General features: G+C 73.1%; 1 protein-coding gene. It reads left to right on the top strand.

The features are described 5' to 3' along the window. Positions 1–167 precede the first annotated feature (167 nt). Entirely contained in the window at positions 168–20,015 is a 19,848-nt protein-coding gene (locus tag ACZ7LU_RS13215; RefSeq protein WP_471916739.1) for an SDR family NAD(P)-dependent oxidoreductase, read from the top strand. The last annotated feature ends 42 nt before the right edge of the window (positions 20,016–20,057 follow it).

Genomic DNA, 20,057 nt, shown 5'->3' with positions numbered 1-20,057 from the left:
CGGGGGTGCCCGCACGGTTCGGCCGTGCGGGCACCCCCGTCGTCGTACGGGGCAGGGACCTGGCCGAAAGTCCAGGTTCCCGGGCTCGTACCTGCCCCTAAGCCCGGCCGACGAGCACCGTCCTCTGGCCGAAGTCCATACCCGGGTCCGAACCAGATACTCGCCGTATGAAGGCATCCAGGTCAGACGAGCAGAGGACGGGCGAGGCCCGCGGCACCGCCATCGCAGTGATCGGGGCCTCCTGCCGAGTGCCCTCGGCGTCGACTCCGGCACAGCTGTGGAGCCTCCTGATGGAGGGCACCGACGCCGTCTCGGCCTGGCCTGCGGACCGCGGTGCCGGCAGCCCGTCCTGGCGCGGCGGCTTCCTCGACGACGTCGCCTCCTTCGACGCCTCCTTCTTCGGCATCGCCCCCGACGAGGCGGCCGCGATGGACCCCCAGCAGCGCCTCGCGCTGGAACTGGTGTGGGAGGCCATGGAGGACGCCGGTGTCCGCGACGACCGGCTGCGCGGCTCCCGCACCGGTGTCTTCGTCGGCGTCTCCTCCGACGACTACGCGGGTCTCGCCGCCCGCGGCGAGACCCCGGGACCCGGCGGACCGCACGACTTCACGGGCCGCCACCGCGCCGTCATCGCCAACCGCGTCTCCTGGCACCTGGGCCTGCGCGGCCCCAGCCTCGCCGTCGACGCCGCACAGGCCTCGTCCCTGGTCGCCGTCCACCTGGCCTGCGAGAGCATCCGCAGCGGCGACGCAGACCTCGCCTTCGCGGCCGGCGTGAACCTGATCCTCTCGCCGGAGAGCATGCGCTCCACCGCCGGCCTCGGCGCGCTGTCCGCGAAGGGGCGCTGCGCCACCTTCGACGAGAACACCGACGGGTTCGTACGCGGGGAGGGCGGGGGAGTCGTCCTCCTCAAGCCGCTGGACCGCGCGCTCGCGGACGGCGACCGCGTCTACTGCGTCATCGAGGGCAGCGCCGTCAACAACGACGGCGGCGGCGAACGCCTCACCGACCCCGACGCCGACGGCCAGCGCGACGTGCTGCGCCGGGCCTACGCCGACGCCGGGATCAGCCCCGACACCGTCCAGTACGTCGAACTCCACGGCACCGGTACGCCCGTCGGCGACCCCGTCGAGGCGGCGGCCGTCGCCGACGTCATCGCGCGCGGCGGTGCGGCCGGGGACACGGGCCGGGAGCCGCTGCGCGTCGGCTCGGTCAAGACGAACATCGGGCACCTGGAGGCCGCCGCGGGCATCGTCGGCCTGCTGAAGGCCGCACTGGCCCTGCGTCACCGCAGGCTGCCGGCCAGCCTGCACTTCACCGCGCCCAACCCGGCGATCCCCCTGGACGACCTGAACCTCGTGGTGCAGACCGAGCCGGGCGACTGGCCCGCGCCCGACGAGCAACTTGTCGCGGGCGTCAGCTCGTTCGGAATCGGCGGCACCAACTGCCACGTCGTCCTGACGGAGGCGCCCGAACCCGCCGAGACCCTCGACGACACACTTCGCCCCGCCGAGGCCCACGACGGCACACCCCGCCCCGCCGAGGCCTTCGACGACACCCCCCGCCCCACAGCCGACCGTCCTCTTCCCTGGGTCCTGTCGGCCCGCACCGGTGAAGCCCTCGATGCGCAGGCCGCACGCCTGCTCACCCACATCGAGCAGCACCCGGACACCGGCACCGCCGACGTCGCCCGCACGCTCGCCGCCGGACGCTCCACCTTCGAGCACCGTGCCGTCGTCGTCGGCAAGGACCGGGACGACTTCACGGCAGGCCTGGCACGCCTCCACGAAGAGGCCGTGACCGGAGTCGCCGAGCCCGGCCGGACCGCGTTCCTGTTCTCCGGCGTCGGCTCCCACCGCGTCGGCATGGGGCGTGAACTGTACGAGACGTACCCCGTGTTCGCCGCCGCCCTCGACGAGGTGCTCGACCACTTCGTCCCCGGCCTCGAGCTGCGCGCGGTGCTGCTCGGCGACGATGACGACGCGGCCGCCGAGGCGCTCGACGGCATGCGGTACATGCAGCCCGCCCTGTTCGCCTTCCAGGTCGCCCTGTACCGCCTCGTCACCTCCTGGGGCGTCACCCCGGACCTGCTGGTCGGCCACTCCTTCGGTGAGATCGTCGCCGCCCACGTCTCCGGCGCCCTGCCGCTCGCCCACGCCGCCGCCCTCGTCGCCGCCCGCGGTGAACTCATGGAGCAACTGCCGCCCGGCGGCGCCATGATCGCGGTCGAGGCGACCGAGGAGGAGCTGCTCACCGCCCTCGACGGCGTCGACGACGTCGCGGTCGGCGTCATCAACGGCCCCCGTGCCGTGGTGCTCTCCGGCGCCGACGAGTCGGTCACCCGGATCGCCGAGGCGCTCGCCGCCCGCGGCCACCGCACGAGCCGCCTGCGGGTCAAGAACGCCGCCCACTCGCCGCTGATGGCCCCCATGCTGGACGAGTTCGCCCGCCGCATCCGCGGCCTCGACGTCTCCGAGCCGACCGTCCCCATCGTCTCCACCGTCACCGGACGGACCGGCGCCGCGCTCACCGAGGAGTACTGGATCGGGCACCTCAGTGCCACCGTCCGCTTCCACGACGCGCTCGCCGAATGCCGCGTCCAGGGCGTGACCCGGTTCGTCGAACTCGGCCCGGGCAGCGTGCTCACCCCGCTCGTCGCGACCACCGAGACGGAGATCGCGGTGGCGCTGCAGCACCGCGACCACCCCGAACCGCAGGCCCTGCTGACCGGCCTCGCCACAGCGTGGACCGCGGGCACCCCCGTCGACTGGACGGCTGCCGTCGGCCTGGCGCGGATGGTGGACCTGCCCACGTACGCCTTCCAGCGCCGCCGCCACTGGCTCGACGAACGGCCCGCCGCCGAGGAGGCCGAGGAGCACCTCAGCTCCGCGACGCTCGCCCTGCGCGACAGCATCCGCAGCGAACCCGACGGCTTCCTGGTCCGCTGGCTCGCCGACCACATGGCGCGCCTCACCGGCACCGCGACCGTCGACCCGGACGCGACCTTCCGCGACCTCGGCCTGGACTCGGTCCTCTCCGTCGAGCTGCGCAACCGCCTCGTCTCGGCGACGGGCCTGCGGATGCCCGCGAGCATTCTCTTCGACTACCCGACGCTCCGCGACCTCGCCGACCACCTGCACGAACGCATCGTCGGCGCGCTCGACGCGCCCGCAGACACCACGGCGGCCGCCGGGGCGCCGGGGGCGGCGGCCGGCGACGACGATCCCGTGGCGATCGTCGGCATGGCCTGCCGGCTGCCCGGCGGCATCGACTCGCCGCAGCAGCTGTGGGAGGCGCTCGCCGCCGGCGTGGACGCCACGTCCGACTTCCCCGAGGACCGCGGCTGGGACCTGGCGAACCTGTACGACCCGGACCCGGCCAACCCCGGCACGACGTACACGCGCCGCGGCGGATTCCTGTCCGCCGCAGGCGACTTCGACGCCGAGTTCTTCGGGATCAGCCCCCGCGAGGCGGCGGCGATGGACCCGCAGCAGCGGCTCCTCCTGGAGACGGCGTGGGAGGCGCTGGAGCGGACCGGGATCAACCCGGACTCCCTGCGCCGCAGCAGGACCGGCGTCTTCGTCGGCGCCACGAACATGGAGTACGGTCCGCATCTCGACGCCCCGACGGACGGCACCGAAGGCTTCCGGCTCACCGGCAACACCTCCAGCGTGGCGTCGGGCCGCATCTCGTACCAGCTGAGCCTCGAGGGCCCGGCGATGACGGTCGACACCGCCTGCTCGTCGTCCCTGGTGGCCCTGCACCTGGCGGTGCGGTCGGTCGCGAGCGGTGAGTGCTCGCTGGCTCTGGCGGGCGGCGTGACGGTGCTGTCGACGCCGGGCATGTTCGTCGAGTTCTCCCGCCAGCGCGGCCTCGCCGCCGACGGCCGCTGCAAGCCGTTCTCGGACGACGCGGACGGCACCGGCTGGGCCGAGGGCGTGGGCATGCTGGTCGTGGAACGCCTCTCGGAGGCGCGTCGGCTCGGGCATCAGGTCCTTGCGGTGGTGCGGGGCAGTGCGGTCAACCAGGACGGCGGCAGCAACGGCCTGACCGCCCCGAACGGCCCCTCGCAGCAGCGTGTGATCCGTGACGCGCTGGCCAGTGCGCGGCTGTCGTCGGCGGATGTGGACGTGGTGGAGGCGCACGGTACGGGTACGTCGCTGGGTGACCCGATCGAGGCGCAGGCGCTGCTTGCCACGTACGGCCAAGGGCGGGACGCGGAGCGGCCGTTGTGGCTCGGTTCCATCAAGTCCAACATCGGCCATACGCAGGCGGCGGCGGGTGTCGCCGGCGTCATCAAGATGGTGCAGGCGATGCGCAACGGCGTCATGCCGCGCTCCCTGAACGTCTCCGCGCCCTCCCGGCACGTCGACTGGGAATCCGGTGCGGTGAGCGTGCTGGCGTCGCAGCAGGAGTGGCCGGAGCTGGATCGGCCGCGTCGCTCTGCGGTGTCGTCGTTTGGCATCAGCGGTACGAACGCGCACGTGATCCTCGAAGCGGCGCCTGAGGACGACGTGTCGGTGCCTGTGGTTGAGGGGCCCGCTTCGGTGGTGCCGTGGGTGTTGTCGGCGCGGAGTGAGGCGGCGCTGGCGGAGCAGGCGGGGCGGTTGGTGGCCCGGCTCGGTGAGGGTGAGCTGCCGGGGCTGGGGCTGCGGGATGTGGGATTCACGCTGGCGAGTGGGCGTGCGGGGTTGGAGCACCGTGCGGTTGTACTCGGTAGCGATGTGGGCGAATTGACGGCGGCTTTGCGTGAGTTGGCGGCCGGTCGTGAGGCTTCGGGTGTCGTGTCGGGCCGTGCGGGCTCGGGTGCCGCCGATGGTGGCGCGGTGTTCGTGTTCCCGGGGCAGGGCTCGCAGTGGGTGGGCATGGCTCGGGAACTCCTCGAGTTCTCGCCGGTGTTCGCGTCGCGGATGGCGGAGTGTGGTGCGGCGCTGGAGCCGTTCGTGGACGGCTGGTCTCTCTTGGACGTGGTCCGGGAGGGCGATGAGGAGCTGCTGCGTCGGGTTGATGTGGTGCAGCCGGTGTTGTTCGCGGTGATGGTGTCGCTGGCGGAGTCGTGGCGTTCGCTGGGCGTGCGGCCCGCTGCGGTGGTCGGGCACTCCCAAGGTGAGATCGCTGCCGCGTGTGTCGCGGGTGCTCTGTCGTTGAGTGATGCGGCGCGTGTGGTGGCGTTGCGGTCGCGGGCGATCGTGCGGTTGGCGGGCAAGGGCGGCATGGTGTCCGTTCTGGCGCCGGAGGCACAGGTTGTGGGGCGGTTGACCGCGGGGCTTCAGGTTGCTGTGGTCAATGGTCCTGAGCAGGTGGTGGTGTCGGGTTCCCCCGGCGAGCTGGATGCGTTCATGGCCGCCTGTGAGGCCGACGGGGTGCAGGTGCGGCGGATCGCGGTGGATTACGCCTCGCACTCACCGCAGGTCGAGGCCCTGCGCGATGAGCTGCTGGATGTGCTCGGGGAGATCGAGCCGCGCAGCGGTCAGGTTCCGCTGTTCTCCACCGTCACCGGTGATGTGATCGACACGGCGGTGATGGATGCCGAGTACTGGTTCACGAATCTGCGTCAGACCGTCCGCTTCGATGCCGCCCTGCACCACCTCCTGGAGGCCGGTCACCGCGTCTTCGTCGAGGCCAGCCCCCACCCCGTGCTCGTGGGGGCGGTCACGCAGGCCGCCGAGGGTGAGGGTGTCGCGGGTGTGACCGCGGTGGGGACGCTGCGGCGGAATGAGGGCGGTTCGGCTCGGCTTGCGCAGAGTCTGGCCGAGGTGTTCGTCGCGGGCGTGGCGGTGGACTGGTCGCCGTGGGTGGCGGGTGGTCGGCTCGTGGAGCTGCCTACGTACGCCTTCCAGCGTCGTCGTCACTGGCTGCCCGCGGGGCGTTCCGTGGTGGACGCGGCCGGGCTCGGGCTGCGGCCCGCCGGGCACCCGCTGCTCGGCGCCGCCGTTGCTCTCGCACCGCAGGAAGGCCTCGTCCTCACGGGGCAGCTGTCGCTGAACACGTACCCGTGGCTGGAGGACCATGCCGTCTACGGAACCGTCATCCTGCCCGGTACCGCCTTCGTCGAGCTGGCGCTGCACGCCGGGAGCGAGGTCGGTTGCGGTGCCATCGACGAGCTGACGCTGGAGCGACCGCTCGTGCTGTCGCCGGGCGTGTCGACGTCCGTGCAGGTGTCGGTGGGGGCCCCGGACCAGGAGGGGCGCCGGACCATCTCCGTGCACTCGCGCGTCCAGGAAGCCGACGCTGCTCTGGAGTCGGGCGCGGAGTGGATCCGGCATGCCGTGGGCTCGCTGGCCGACGGGGCGTCGGCCGGAGCCGAGCGGCTGGAGGGGCAGTGGCCGCCGGCCGGTGCCGAGCGCGTGGACGTCGCGGACGCCTACGAGACGCTGGCCGGCCTCGGCTACGGCTACGGGCCCGTGTTCCAGGGGCTGAGCGCGCTGTGGCGTGCGGGGGACGACCTGTTCGCCGACGTGCGGCTCCCGACGGAGGCCGATGAGTTCGGCGTTCACCCGGCGCTGCTGGATGCGGCGCTGCACCCGCTGCTCGCCGGGGAGATCGTGGTCCCCTTCTCGTGGAGTGGGGTGCGGTTGCATTCGGTGGGCGCGTCGGCGCTGCGGGTGCGGTTGTCGAGGGCCGTGGACGGTGCTGTGCGGTTGGCGGCGTTCGATGGTGCGGGTCTGCCGGTGGTGTCGGTGGACGAGCTGCGGTTGCAGAAGATGTCGCGGGAGCAGCTGGGTGCGGCGGTCGCGGGTGGTGACCCGTTGTTCGAGGTGCGGTGGGTCGACGTACCCGTATCGGCGGCGCTGTCTGGTGCTTCCGGTGGTGGGCTTCCGGACGATGTCGTCGTCGCCCACGTCGAACCCGGCGGGGACGCCGGTGCGCGGGTCGCGGAGGTGCTGGAGACGGTGCAGCGCTTCCTGGCCGAGTCGGCGGAGGAAGCCCGCCTCGTCGTGATCACGCGCGGCGGGATGACGGAGACGCCGGATCCGGCGACGGCCGCCGTGTGGGGTCTGCTGCGTTCGGCGCAGGCCGAGCAGCCCGGGCGGATCGTGGTCGTCGACGTGCCCGAGAGCGCGCAGACGGACGCGGAGATGGACACAGTTGTCGTGTCGGCGCTGTCCAGCGGGGAACCGCAACTCGCCCTCGACGGCGGCAGGGTGCTGGCGCCCCGGCTGATGACCGTCACCGAGGAGACGGGTGCCGCGCCGACGTGGAACCCCGACGGCACGGTACTGATCACGGGAGCGAGTGGCGCGCTGGGGCAGCTCTTCGCCCGGCACCTCGTGGCCGAGTACGGCGTACGTCATCTGCTGCTCGTCAGCCGTCGAGGCGCCGAAGGGTCCGAGGAGCTGGCTGCCGAGCTGACCGAGGCCGGTGCGACCGTGACCTTCGCGGCCTGTGATGTCGCCGACCGGGAGAGCCTTGCGGCCGCTCTGGCGGGCATTCCGGACGACCGCGCGCTGACCGCCGTGATCCACGCGGCGGGCGTGCTGGACGACGGCATCGTCACCGCCCTGACCGCAGAGCGGGTCGACACTGTGATGCGCCCGAAGGCCGAGGGGGCCAGGCTCCTGGACGAGCTGACGCGGGACGCCGACCTCGCCGCGTTCGTGCTGTTCTCGTCCGCCGCCGGTGTGATGGGTACGGCGGGCCAGGCCAACTATGCAGCCGCCAACGCCTACTTGGACGCTCTCGCCCTCGGTCGCCGTGCCGAAGGGCTCGCGGCTACCTCGCTGGCCTGGGGCCTGTGGGCCGGCGACAGTGCGATGACCGCGCACCTCGACGAGGCCGACATCGCGCGGCTCTCCCGCAGCGGCCTCGGGTCCATGTCGATGGCCCAGGGCCTCGCCCTCTTCGACGCCGCTCTGGCGGCCGACCGGGCGACCATCGTCCCGGCCCGCTTCGACCTGCCCGCGCTGCGCAACCAGGCGGCGCAGGACCGGCTGCCCGCGGTGTTCAAGTCGGTGGTACGTGCGCCCGTACGCCGGGCCGTCGCGCCCACCGCGGAGGAAGCCTCGTCGTGGGCCGCCGGAATGGCGGCGCTGGAGGAAGGCGAGCGGCGCGAGGCGTTGCTCGAACTCGTCCGTGGCCAGGTGGCGTTGGTGCTGGGCCTCGGTGCGGGTTCCTCCGTCGAGGCGGACCGCGCCTTCCGTGATCTGGGCTTCGACTCCCTGACGGGCCTGGAGCTGCGGCAGCGGTTGCAGACGGCGACGGGGCTGCGGCTGCCTTCGACTCTCGTCTTCGATTATCCGACGCCGACCGCGCTGGTCGGTTTCCTCCAGGAGGAGGTCGGAGGGACGGACGCGGCTCCGTTGGCACCGGCGCTGATGGCCGGGGGAGTCGCCACGGACGACGACCCGATCGCCATCGTGGGGATGGCCTGCCGTTTCCCGGGCGGGATCGGGTCGCCGCAGGAGCTGTGGCAGGCGACCCTCGACGGGGTCGACGCGATCACCGACTTCCCTGAGGACCGCGACTGGGACCTGGCGAACCTCTTCGACCCGGACCCGGGCCACGTCGGTACGAGCTACTCCCGCCGGGGCGGATTCCTGGCCGGTGTCGGCGACTTCGACGCGGAGTTCTTCGGCATCAGTCCGCGTGAGGCGGCTGCGATGGATCCGCAGCAGCGGCTCCTGCTGGAGACGGCGTGGGAGGCGCTGGAGCGGACCGGCATCGACCCGGACTCCCTGCGCGGCAGCAGGACCGGCGTCTTCACCGGGCTCATGTACCACGACTACGGAACCTGGATCGGCGAGGCGACCGAGGACGTCGAAGGCCTGATGATCACCGGTAACAGCGGTGGCGTGGCGTCGGGCCGCATCTCGTACCAGCTGGGGCTCGAAGGCCCTGCGATGACCGTCGACACGGCCTGCTCGTCGTCGCTGGTGGCGCTGCATCTCGCGGTGCAGGCGATCAGGAACGGGGAGTGCTCGCTGGCTCTGGCGGGTGGCGTGACGGTCATGTCGACGCCCACGACGTTCGTGGAGTTCTCGCGGCAGCGAGCGATGTCGGTGGACGGTCGCTGCAAGGCGTTCTCGGACGACGCCGACGGGGCGGGCTGGGCCGAGGGTGTGGGCCTGTTGGTCGTCGAGCGGCTGTCGGATGCGCGGCGCCTCGGGCATCAGGTTCTCGCGGTGGTGCGGGGCAGTGCGGTGAACCAGGACGGCGGCAGCAACGGCCTCACCGCGCCGAACGGCCCCTCGCAGCAGCGCGTCATCCGCGACGCGCTGGCCGGCGCACGGCTGACCACGGCCGACGTCGACGCCGTCGAGGCGCACGGCACCGGCACCGCACTCGGCGATCCGATCGAGGCGCAGGCGCTGCTCGCCACGTACGGTCAAGGGCGGGACGCGGAGCGGCCGTTGTGGCTCGGTTCCATCAAGTCCAACATCGGGCACACGCAGGCCGCGGCCGGTGTCGCGGGCATCATCAAGATGGTGCAGGCCATGCGGCACGGCGTCATGCCGCGCACGCTCCACGCCGACACGCCCTCCCACCACGTCGACTGGGAGTCCGGCCAGGTCAGGCTGCTCACCGAGAACCAGGAGTGGCCGGAGCTCGACCGCCCCCGCCGCTCCGGTGTGTCGTCCTTCGGCATCGGCGGGACGAACGCGCACGTGATCCTGGAGGCGGCCCCGGCCGAGGAGACCGTGCCGACCGAGTCCCCCGCACTGCCCGAGACGCCGGCCGTCGTGGCCACTCCGGTGGTGCCGTGGGTGTTGTCGGCGCGGAGCGAGGCGGCGCTGGCGGAGCAGGCGGGGCGGTTGGTGGCCCGGCTCGGTGAGGGTGAGCTGCCGGGGCTGGGGCTGCGGGATGTGGGCTTCACGTTGGCGAGTGGGCGTGCGGGGTTGGAGCACCGTGCGGTCGTACTCGGCAGTGACCTCGATGAACTGACGGCTGCTTTGCGTGAGTTGGCGGCCGGGCGTGAGGCTTCGGGTGTCGTGTCGGGCCGTGTGGGGTCGGGTGCCGCTGATGGTGGTGCGGTGTTCGTGTTCCCGGGGCAGGGCTCGCAGTGGGTGGGCATGGCGCGGGAACTGTTGGAGTTCTCGCCGGTGTTTGCGTCGCGGATGGCGGAGTGTGGTGCGGCGCTGGAGCCGTTCGTGGACGGCTGGTCCCTTCTGGATGTGGTTCGGGAGGGGGATGAGGAGGCGCTGCGTCGGGTTGATGTGGTGCAGCCGGTGTTGTTCGCGGTGATGGTGTCGCTGGCGGAGGTGTGGCGTTCGCTGGGCGTGCGGCCTGCTGCTGTGGTGGGGCACTCACAGGGTGAGATCGCTGCCGCGTGTGTGGCGGGTGCTCTGTCGTTGAGTGATGCGGCGCGTGTGGTGGCGTTGCGGTCGCGGGCGATTGTGCGGTTGGCGGGCAAGGGCGGGATGGTGTCCGTTCTGGCGCCGGAGGCACAGGTTGTGGGGCGGTTGACCGCGGGGCTTCAGGTTGCTGTGGTCAATGGTCCTGAGCAGGTGGTGGTGTCGGGTTCGCCCGATGAGCTGGATGCGTTCATGGCTGCGTGTGAGGCCGATGGGGTTCAGGTGCGGCGGATCGCGGTGGATTACGCCTCGCATTCGCCGCAGGTCGAGGACTTGCGCGAGGAACTGCTGGACGTGCTGGCGGCCATTGAGCCGAAGAGCAGCCAGGTCCCGCTGTTCTCCACCGTCACGGGTGATGTGATCGACACGGCGGTGATGGACGCCGAGTACTGGTTCACGAATCTGCGTCAGACCGTCCGCTTCGATGCCGCCCTGCACCACCTCCTGGAGGCCGGTCACCGCGTCTTCGTCGAGGCCAGCCCCCACCCCGTGCTCGTGGGGGCGGTCACGCAGGCCGCCGAGGGTGAGGGCGTCGCGGGCGTGACCGCGGTGGGGACGCTGCGACGCAACGAAGGGGGTTCGGCTCGGCTTGCACAGAGTCTGGCCGAGGTGTTCGTCGCGGGTGTGGCGGTGGACTGGTCGCCGTGGGTGGCGGGTGGTCGGCTTGTCGAGCTGCCGACGTATGCCTTCCAGCGTCGTCGTCACTGGCTGTCCGCGGGGCGTTCCGTGGTGGATGCGGCCGGGCTCGGGCTGCGGCCCGCCGGGCACCCGTTGCTCGGCGCCGCTGTCCGGATGGCCGGTGGCGACGAGGTGGTCCTCACCGGGCGGCTGTCCCGTTCCACTCACCCGTGGCTCGACGACCATGGTGTCTTCGGCACCGTCCTCCTCCCGGGTACCGCCTTCATCGAGATGACGCTCCGCGCCGCCGACGAGGTCGGCTGCGGTGTCATCGATGAGCTGACGCTGGAGCGGCCGCTCGTACTGGCGGAGGACGATCAGGTGTCGGTGCAGGTCTCGGTGGGGGCGCCGGACGACGCCGGGTGCCGGACCGTCACCGTGCACTCCCAGGTCCAGGACGCCGACGCCGACATGGCCGGGGGAGCGGACTGGGTGCGGCACGCCGTCGGAGTGCTCACGGACACCGCTTCCGTCGCGTCGGAGGAGCGACTGGAGGGGCAGTGGCCGCCGGCCGGTGCCGAGCGCGTGGACGTCGCGGACGCCTACGAGACGCTGGCCGGCCTCGGTTACGGCTACGGGCCTGTGTTCCAGGGGCTGAGCGCGCTGTGGCGCGACGGCGACGAACTGTTCGCCGAGGTCCAGTTGCCCGTGGACAGCGACGAGTTCGGCATTCACCCGGCACTGCTCGACGCGGCCCTGCATCCGCTTCCCTCGGGCGACCTGTGGGTGCCGTTCTCGTGGAGTGGGGTGCGGCTGCATTCGGTGGGCGCGTCGGCGCTGCGGGTGCGGTTGTCGAGGGATGCCGACGGTGCTGTGCGGTTGGCGGCGTTCGATGGTGCCGGGCTGCCGGTGGTGTCGGTGGACGAGCTGCGGTTGCAGAAGATGTCGCGGGAGCAGTTGGGTGCGGCGGTCGCGGGCGGTGACCCGCTGTTCGAGGTGCGGTGGGTCGACGTACCCGTATCGGCGATACCTTCTGGTGCTTCCGGTGGTGGGCTGCCGGCCGATGTGGTCGTTACCCACGTCGAACCGGGCGGGGACGTCCGGACCAGCGTGGCCGACGTACTGGAGACGGTCCAGGACTTCCTCTCCGCATCGGCCGACGACGAGGGGTCCCGGCTCGCCGTCGTGACCCGAGGCGGCATCGCGGGCACGCTGCCCGACCCGGCCACCGCGGCCGTGTGGGGCCTGCTGCGCTCGGCACAGACCGAGCACCCCGGGCGGATCGTGGTCGTCGACGTGGCCACGGAGGACGCACCCGCGGACAGCGAGACCCAGTCGGTGCTGCTCGCCGCACTCGGCTCCGGCGAGCCGCAACTCGCCTGGGTCAATGGAAAGTTGAGTGCGCCGCGATTGATGACCGTCAGTGCCGAGACCGACTCCGGTGCCGCCCCCTCCGCTCCTCGGTGGAACCCGAACGGCACGGTCCTGATCACCGGTGCCGGTGGCTCTCTCGGTCGGCTTGTCGCGCGGCATGTCGTGGCCGAGTACGGCGTACGCCATCTGCTGCTCGTCAGCCGTCGTGGCGCCGAAGGGTCCGAGGAGCTGGCCGCCGAGCTGGCCGAGGCCGGTGCGACCGCGACCTTCGCGGCCTGTGACGTCGCCGACCGGGAGAGCCTCGCGGCCGCCTTGGCGGGCATTCCGGACGACCGCGCGCTGACCGCTGTGATCCACGCGGCGGGCGTACTGGACGACGGCATCGTCACTGCCCTGACCCCCGCCCGCATCGACACCGTCATGCGCCCGAAGGTCGACGGAGCCCGCCATCTGGACGAGCTGACGCGGGACGCCGACCTCGCCGCGTTCGTGCTGTTCTCGTCCGCCGCCGGTGTGATGGGTACGGCGGGCCAGGCCAACTACGCCGCTGCCAACGCCTACTTGGACGCCCTCGCCCGCACTCGCCGATCCGAAGGGCTCGCGGCGACCTCGCTGGCCTGGGGGTTCTGGGCCGGCGGCGACAGCGCCATGACCGCGCACCTCGACGAGACCGACATCGCCCGGCTCACCCGGGGCGGGCTCGCCCCGATGTCCCCCGCGCAGGGCCTCGCCCTGTTCGACGCGGCCCTTGCCGCCGACCGGGCCACCCTGTTCCCGGCCCGCCTGGACCTGCCCGCGCTGCGCAACCAGGCGGCGCAGGACCGGCTGCCCGCCGTGTTCAAGTCGCTCGTACGTGCCCCCGCGCGCCGGGCAGCGGCCGCCGTCGGGGCCGGACAGGCCTCGTCGTGGGCCACCGAGATGGTGGCGCTGGAGGAGGGCGAGCGGCAGGACGTACTGCTCGAACTCGTGCGCAGCCAGGTGGCGTTGGTGCTCGGGCTCGGTTCGGGTTCCTCCGTCGAGGCGGACCGCGCCTTCCGCGAACTGGGCCTCGACTCGCTCACCGGCCTTGAGCTGCGGCAGCGGCTGCAGACGGTGACAGGCCTCAAGCTGCCCTCGACTCTCGTCTTCGATTATCCGACGCCGACCGCGCTGGTCGGTTTCCTCCAGGAGGAGGTCGGAGGGACGGACGCGGCTCCGGCGGCGCCGGCCCCGGCGGCCGGGGGAGTCGCCACGGACGACGACCCGATCGTCATCGTGGGGATGGCCTGCCGTTTCCCGGGCGGGATCAGGTCGCCGCAGGAGCTGTGGCAGGCGACCCTCGACGGGGTCGACGCGATCACCGACTTCCCCGACGACCGCGGCTGGGACATCGCCGACCTGTACGACCCCGACCCCGACCGGGCCGGCAAGACGTACACCCGACGCGGTGGCTTCCTGCACGACGCCGCCGTGTTCGAGCCCGAGTTCTTCGGGATCAGCCCCCGCGAGGCCGCGGCGATGGACCCGCAGCAGCGGCTCCTCCTGGAGACGGCGTGGGAGGCACTGGAGCGGACCGGCATCGCCCCCGACTCCCTGCGCGGCAGCAGGACCGGTGTCTTCACCGGACTCATGCCGATGGAGTACGGTCCGCCGCTGCACGAGCCCGTCGAAGGCATGGACGGCTTCCGCATGCTGGGCAGCGCGTCCAGCGTGGCGTCGGGCCGCATCTCGTACCAACTGGGGCTCGAAGGCCCTGCGATGACCATCGACACGGCCTGCTCGTCGTCTCTGGTGGCTCTGCATCTGGCGGTGCAGGCGATCAGGAACGGTGAGTGCACCCTCGCTCTGGCGGGTGGCGTGACGGTCATGTCGACGCCGACGACGTTCGTGGAGTTCTCGCGGCAGCGGGCGATGTCTGTGGACGGCCGTTGCAAGGCGTTCTCGGACGACGCCGACGGGGCGGGCTGGGCCGAGGGTGTGGGCCTGTTGGTCGTCGAGCGGCTGTCGGATGCGCGGCGCCTCGGGCATCGCGTCCACGCGGTCGTACGAGGGTCGGCGGTGAACCAGGACGGCGGCAGCAACGGCATGACCGCCCCCAACGGGCCCTCGCAGCAGCGCGTCATTCGCGACGCGCTGGCCAGTGCGCGGCTGTCGTCGGCGGACGTGGACGTGGTGGAGGCGCACGGTACGGGTACGTCGTTGGGCGATCCGATCGAGGCGCAGGCGCTGCTTGCCACGTACGGTCAAGGGCGGGACGCGGAGCGGCCGTTGCGGCTCGGTTCCGTCAAGTCCAACATCGGGCACACGCAGGCTGCCGCCGGTGTCGCGGGCATCATCAAGATGGTGCAGGCCATGCGGCACGGTGTCATGCCGCGCACGCTCCATGCCGACACGCCGTCCCGGCACGTCGACTGGGAATCCGGTGCGGTGAGCGTGCTCGCGTCGCAGCAGGAGTGGCCGGAGCTGGATCGGCCGCGCCGTGCCGCCGTGTCGTCGTTCGGCATCAGCGGGACGAACGCACACGTGATCCTCGAAGCGGCGCCTGAGCCGGCGCCTGAGGTGGCACCTGAGAACGCGTCGGCGCCCCAGGACGCCCCCGGCACCCCCACCACCCCCATCATCCCCTGGCCCCTGTCGGCCAGGACCGCCGACGGGCTGCGGCGGCAGGCGGCGCGGCTGCTCGACCACCTCGCCGAGGGCACCGCCGGGGACACCGCCGTCGACCCGCGCGACATCGGCCACACCCTGGCCACCGGCCGTGCGCTGATGGACCACCGGGCCGTCGTCCTGGGCACCGGACTCGACGGCCTCACCGAGGCGCTCGCGGCCGTCGCCCGCGGCGAGGACGCCCCCGCCGCCGTCACCGGCGCCGTCCCGGCCGTCGGGGCGGGCGGGCTCGCTCTGGTCTTCTCCGGGCAGGGCTCCCAGCGCGCCGGCATGGGGCAGGAGCTGTACGGGCGGTACCCCGTCTTCGCCGAGGCCTTCGACGCCGTGTGCGCCGCGGTCGACGCCCACCTCGACGGATACGCCGAACACCCGCTGCGTGACGTCGTGTTCGCACCCGAGGACTCCCCGCTCGCCCCGCTGCTGCAGCAGAGCATGTACACCCAGACCGGCCTGTTCGCACTGGAGGTCGGCCTCCTCGCACTGCTCAGGGACTGGGGGGTGGCCCCCGGACACGTGATGGGGCACTCCCTCGGCGAGATCACCGCGGCCTACGCGGCGCACGTCCTCTCGCTGCCCGACGCCTGCGCCCTCGTCGCGGCCCGCGGCCGCCTCATGCAGGCCCTGCCGGAAGGCGGGGCGATGGTGGCCGTCGCGGCAGACGAGGAGGAGACCCGCGCGTACATCGCGGAGGCGGGCCTGGCCGACGCCGTCGGGATCGCCGCCGTCAACGGCCCGCAGTCCGTCGTCGTCTCCGGTGACGAGGCCGCCGCGCTCGACGTCGCCGACCACTTCCGGGCCGCAGGCCACCGGGTGCACCGGCTCGCGGTCTCGCACGCGTTCCACTCGCACCGCATGGACGCCATGCTCGACGAGTTCGCCGAGGTGCTGTCGGGGCTGTCCTTCAACGCGCCGCGGATACCCGTGATCTCGAACGTCACCGGCGGCCCTGTCGACACCGAGCGCCTGTGCACCCCCGAGTACTGGGTGGAGCACGTCCGCAGCGCCGTCCGCTTCGCCGACGGTGTGCGCGCCCTCGCCGAGCACGGCGTCCGCGCCTTCCTCGAGGTCGGTGCCGAAGCCGCCGTGACCCCGATGGCGCACGCCACGCTCGACGAGTACCTCGGGGACGACGGAGACGCGTACGTCGCCGTGTCCACCCTCAAGTCCGGTCAGGACGAGGCCCTGGCCCTCGCCCGGGCCCTCGCCGAGACGTACGTGACCGGCACGCCGGTGCAGTGGCACCGGGTGCTGCCGGGCGGCCGCTCCACCGAACTGCCCGGCTATGCCTTCGCGGGACAGCGCTACTGGCAGGACGCCGCCGCGTCGACCGTCGGCATCCGGGCCGCCGGCCTCACCGGCACCCGGCACCCGCTGCTCGGCGCCGCCGTCCACCTGCCCGACGGACAGACGGTGCTCACCGGGCGGATCCTGCCCGGCGCCCATCCGTGGCTCGCCGACCACGCGATCGGCGGCACGGTCATCCTGCCCGGCACCGCCTTCCTCGACCTGGCCCTGCACGCCGGCGCCGAGACGGGCTGCCCCGTCGTCGAGGAACTGACCCTCCAGGCACCGCTGCCGCTGCCCGCCGACGCCGCCGTCTACCTCCAGGTGGTCGTCGGCGCCCCGGACGCCACAGGCCGCCGCACGGTCACCGTCCACTCCTCGGCCGCCCCGGCCTCCGGCACCGAGCCACAGGTCCGGCACGCGACGGGCACCCTGGCCGACACGCCCGCGCACCCCGGCGAGCTGGGGGATCCGGTGCCCGCCGACGCCGAGCGCATACCTGTCGACGGTCTCTACGCCGACCTGGCCGCGCGCGGCTACGGCTACGGGCCCGTCTTCCAGGGCCTGCGCACCGCATGGCGCACGGCCGACACCCTCTACGCGGAGGCGGAACTGCCCGCGCCCGCCCAGCCCGGCGCGTTCGGCATCCACCCCGCGCTCCTCGACGCCGCCCTGCACGCCGTCACACTCGGTGTGCCGTCGCTGCCCGGCGCCGACGGGCCGCGGCCGCTGCTCCCGTTCTCCTGGACGGGTGTCACCCTGCACGCGTCCGGGGCCGGTGCGGTACGGGTCCGGCTCACCGCCACCGCCGACGGTGCCGTCTCCCTGACGGCCGTCGACACCGCGGGGCAGCCCGTGGTCACCGTGGACGCGCTGCTGCTGCGGCCGATGTCCGCGGCCACCGCGCCCGCCGGCGACAGCGGACTCCACCTGCACTGGCGCCCGGTGCCCGTCCCGGAGACCGCCGGGGCCCTCGTGCCCGGCGTCACGGTCACGGAGGTCGGGTCCGGCGGCGACGACGACGTGCATGCCCGGCTCTCCGAGGTGCTCGTCCGCGTACAGCGCTTCCTCGCGGAGACGTCCGAGACGTCCGAGACGTCCGAGACGTCCGAGACACCTGAGGCATCCGAGATATCTGAGGCATCCGGGACGTCCGGTGTCGCCACGGGCGGCGACGGCGAACGGCTCGCCGTCGTCACCCGGGGCGACATGATGGGCCTCCCCGACCCGGCGACCGCCGCCGTATGGGGTCTGATCCGGGCCGCCCGGGCCGAACATCCCGGGCGTCTGCTGCTCGTCGACGTCGACGTCAGCACCGCCCGCACCGCCGACGCCGTCGCCGCGGCCGTCGCCACCGGCGAACCGGAGATCGTCTGGCGCGACGGGCAGGCGTACGTGCCCCGGCTGAGCCGCACCGCCCCTGACCTGCTCGACCTGCCGGACGGCGCACCCGAGTGGCGTCTGGAGGTGACCGGCGAGGGCACATCGCCCGCGTCCGCGCCCGACCGCGAGGACGGCGGCAACCTCGCCCTCGTACCCGTCGTCTCCACGGCCCCCCTCGCCCCGCACGAGATCCGGGTCGCGATCCGCGCCGCCGGCATCACCCCCGACGACCTGACCGACGGGGACAGGACCCCCGGCGTCGAAGGCGCCGGAGTCGTGACCGAGGTCGGCGCGGAGGTCACGGCATCCGCCGTGGGCGACCGCGTCTGGGGCGTCTTCCCCGAGGGTGGCGCCGCCGCCAGGACCGCCGTCACCGACCACCGCTCCGTCGCCCCCCTGCCGAAGGCCCTGACCTTCGCGGAGGCAGCGGCGGCGGCGACCCCGTGCCTCGCCGCCTGGCACGCACTCGTGGACGAGGGCGGGCTCCGGGCGGGCCATCGGGTGCTGATCCACGCGGCCGCCGACCCCGTCGGCCTCGCCGCGGTCCGGATCGCCCGGCACCTGGGCGCCGAGGTGTACGCGGCCGCGCCGCCGGCCGCCCACGACGCCCTGCGCGGCCTCGGCCTCGACGGCACCCACCTCACCGGGCCCGAGCCCGGCGACATCGCACAGCGCGTGCCGGCCGGTCTCGACCTCGTCGTCGACCCGCACCGCAGCACCGGCGCCGAGGTGTCGGCGGCCCTGCTGCTCACCGCCGAAGGACGGTACGTCACCGCCGACGCGCGCGCCGCGGTCACCGTCCCCGACGCCGGGCGGCGGCAGGCGATCCTCGCCGAACTCTCCGGACTGTTCGACTCGGGCGCGCTGCCCGCGCTGCCGTTCACGGCGTACGACGTACGGTCGGCCCCCGAGGCGTACCGCCGCCTCACCACGGAGAACGCGCCGCGTGGCCGCGCCGTCCTGACCATCCCCCGCCCCATCGACCCCGCCGGCACGGTCGTCGTCACCGGCGCCAGCGGCACCCTCGGCCGGCTCGTCCTGCGCCGCCTCGTCGCCGAACACGGCGTACGCGACGTCCTGCTGCTCAGCCGCAGCGGTACCGACGCCCCCGGTGAACTCCTCGACGTCCTCGACTCCGTGGACGTACGCGAGGACGGGCTCCGGATCCGTTCCGTGGCCTGCGACGTGGCCGACCGCGAGCAGCTCGCCGCGGCTCTCGCCGGCATCCCCGCGGAGCGTCCGCTGACCGCGGTGGTGCACACCGCGGGAGTCCTGGACGACGGGGTCCTCGCGTCCCTCACCCCGGAGCGCCTCGCCACCGTGCTGCGCCCGAAGGCGGACGCCGTACGGGCCCTGCACGACGCGACCGCGGACGCGGACCTCGCCGCCTTCGTCGTGTTCTCCTCGGTCGCCGGAGTCCTCGGCTCGGCGGGGCAGGCCAACTACGCCGCCGCCAACGCCTACCTGGACGCCTATGCCGCCCGCAGGCACGCGGCGGGCGCCCCCGCGGTCTCCGTCGCCTGGGGACTGTGGCAGGAGACCAGCTCGATGACGGCCGGCCTCGGCGCCGCCGACCTCGGCCGGATCGCCCGCACCGGGCTGCTGCCCACGACCACCGAGGAGGGTCTCGCCGCCTTCGACCTGGCGCTCACCGCGGCCACCCCGCACCTCGTTCCGGTACGCGTCGACAGCGCCGCGCTGCGGACGGCCGACACCGTGCCGCCGCTGCTCCGGGACCTGGCGCCCGCACGGCGGACCCGGACCGCGGCGAGTGCGTCGGGCACGTCGGCGGCGCCCGCCGAGTCGCTGGAGAGCAAGCTGCGCGGCCTCCCGGCCGAGCAGCGCACCGCGCTCCTGCTCGACCTCGTCCTGGCGGACGTCGCCCAGGTGCTCGGGCACGGCGATCCGCGCGGCATCTCCGCCGACGGGGCGTTCCGCGACCTCGGGTTCGACTCGCTGACCGCGGTGGAACTCCGCAACAAGATCACCAACCGGGTCGGTGTGAAGCTCAGCGCGACCGCGGTGTTCGACCACCCGAGCCCGCGCGCTCTCGTCGACCACCTCGCCACGAAGCTCACCCCCGCCCCGGCCCCGGCCTCCGCAACGGCACCGGCCGCCGAACAGCAGCCCGGCTACGAAGGGATCATGGCCGACCTCGCCAGGATCGGTGCCCGGCTGAACGGGCTGCGGCTCACCGGCGGCCAGCGCGCCGCCCTCGCCGAGACCGTGCGCTGCCTGACCGAACCGCCGGCGCACGGACACCCCGTACCGGCCGACGACGAACCGGCACCCGCGGAGCCGGCCGCGGACCTGGCGGCCGCCACGGCGGCGGAGGTCCTCGACTTCGTCACCAACAACCTCGGCATCTCCATCACGGGCCACGCCGACCCCGACACGTACGCCACCGACCAGAGTTGAGAGTGAGTTCATGCCCACCGAGAACGAACTGCTCCAATACCT

It is taken from the genome of Streptomyces sp. NPDC039462, assembly GCF_055639375.1.
Note: the sequence above shows the minus strand (reverse complement) of the source record. Positions and strands in the feature narration are given on the sequence as shown.

Excerpts from the sequence above, each read along its gene's own strand:
- ACZ7LU_RS13215 (WP_471916739.1), top strand. The coding sequence starts at position 168 with ATGAAGGCATCCAGGTCAGACGAGCAGAGGACGGGCGAGGCCCGCGGC.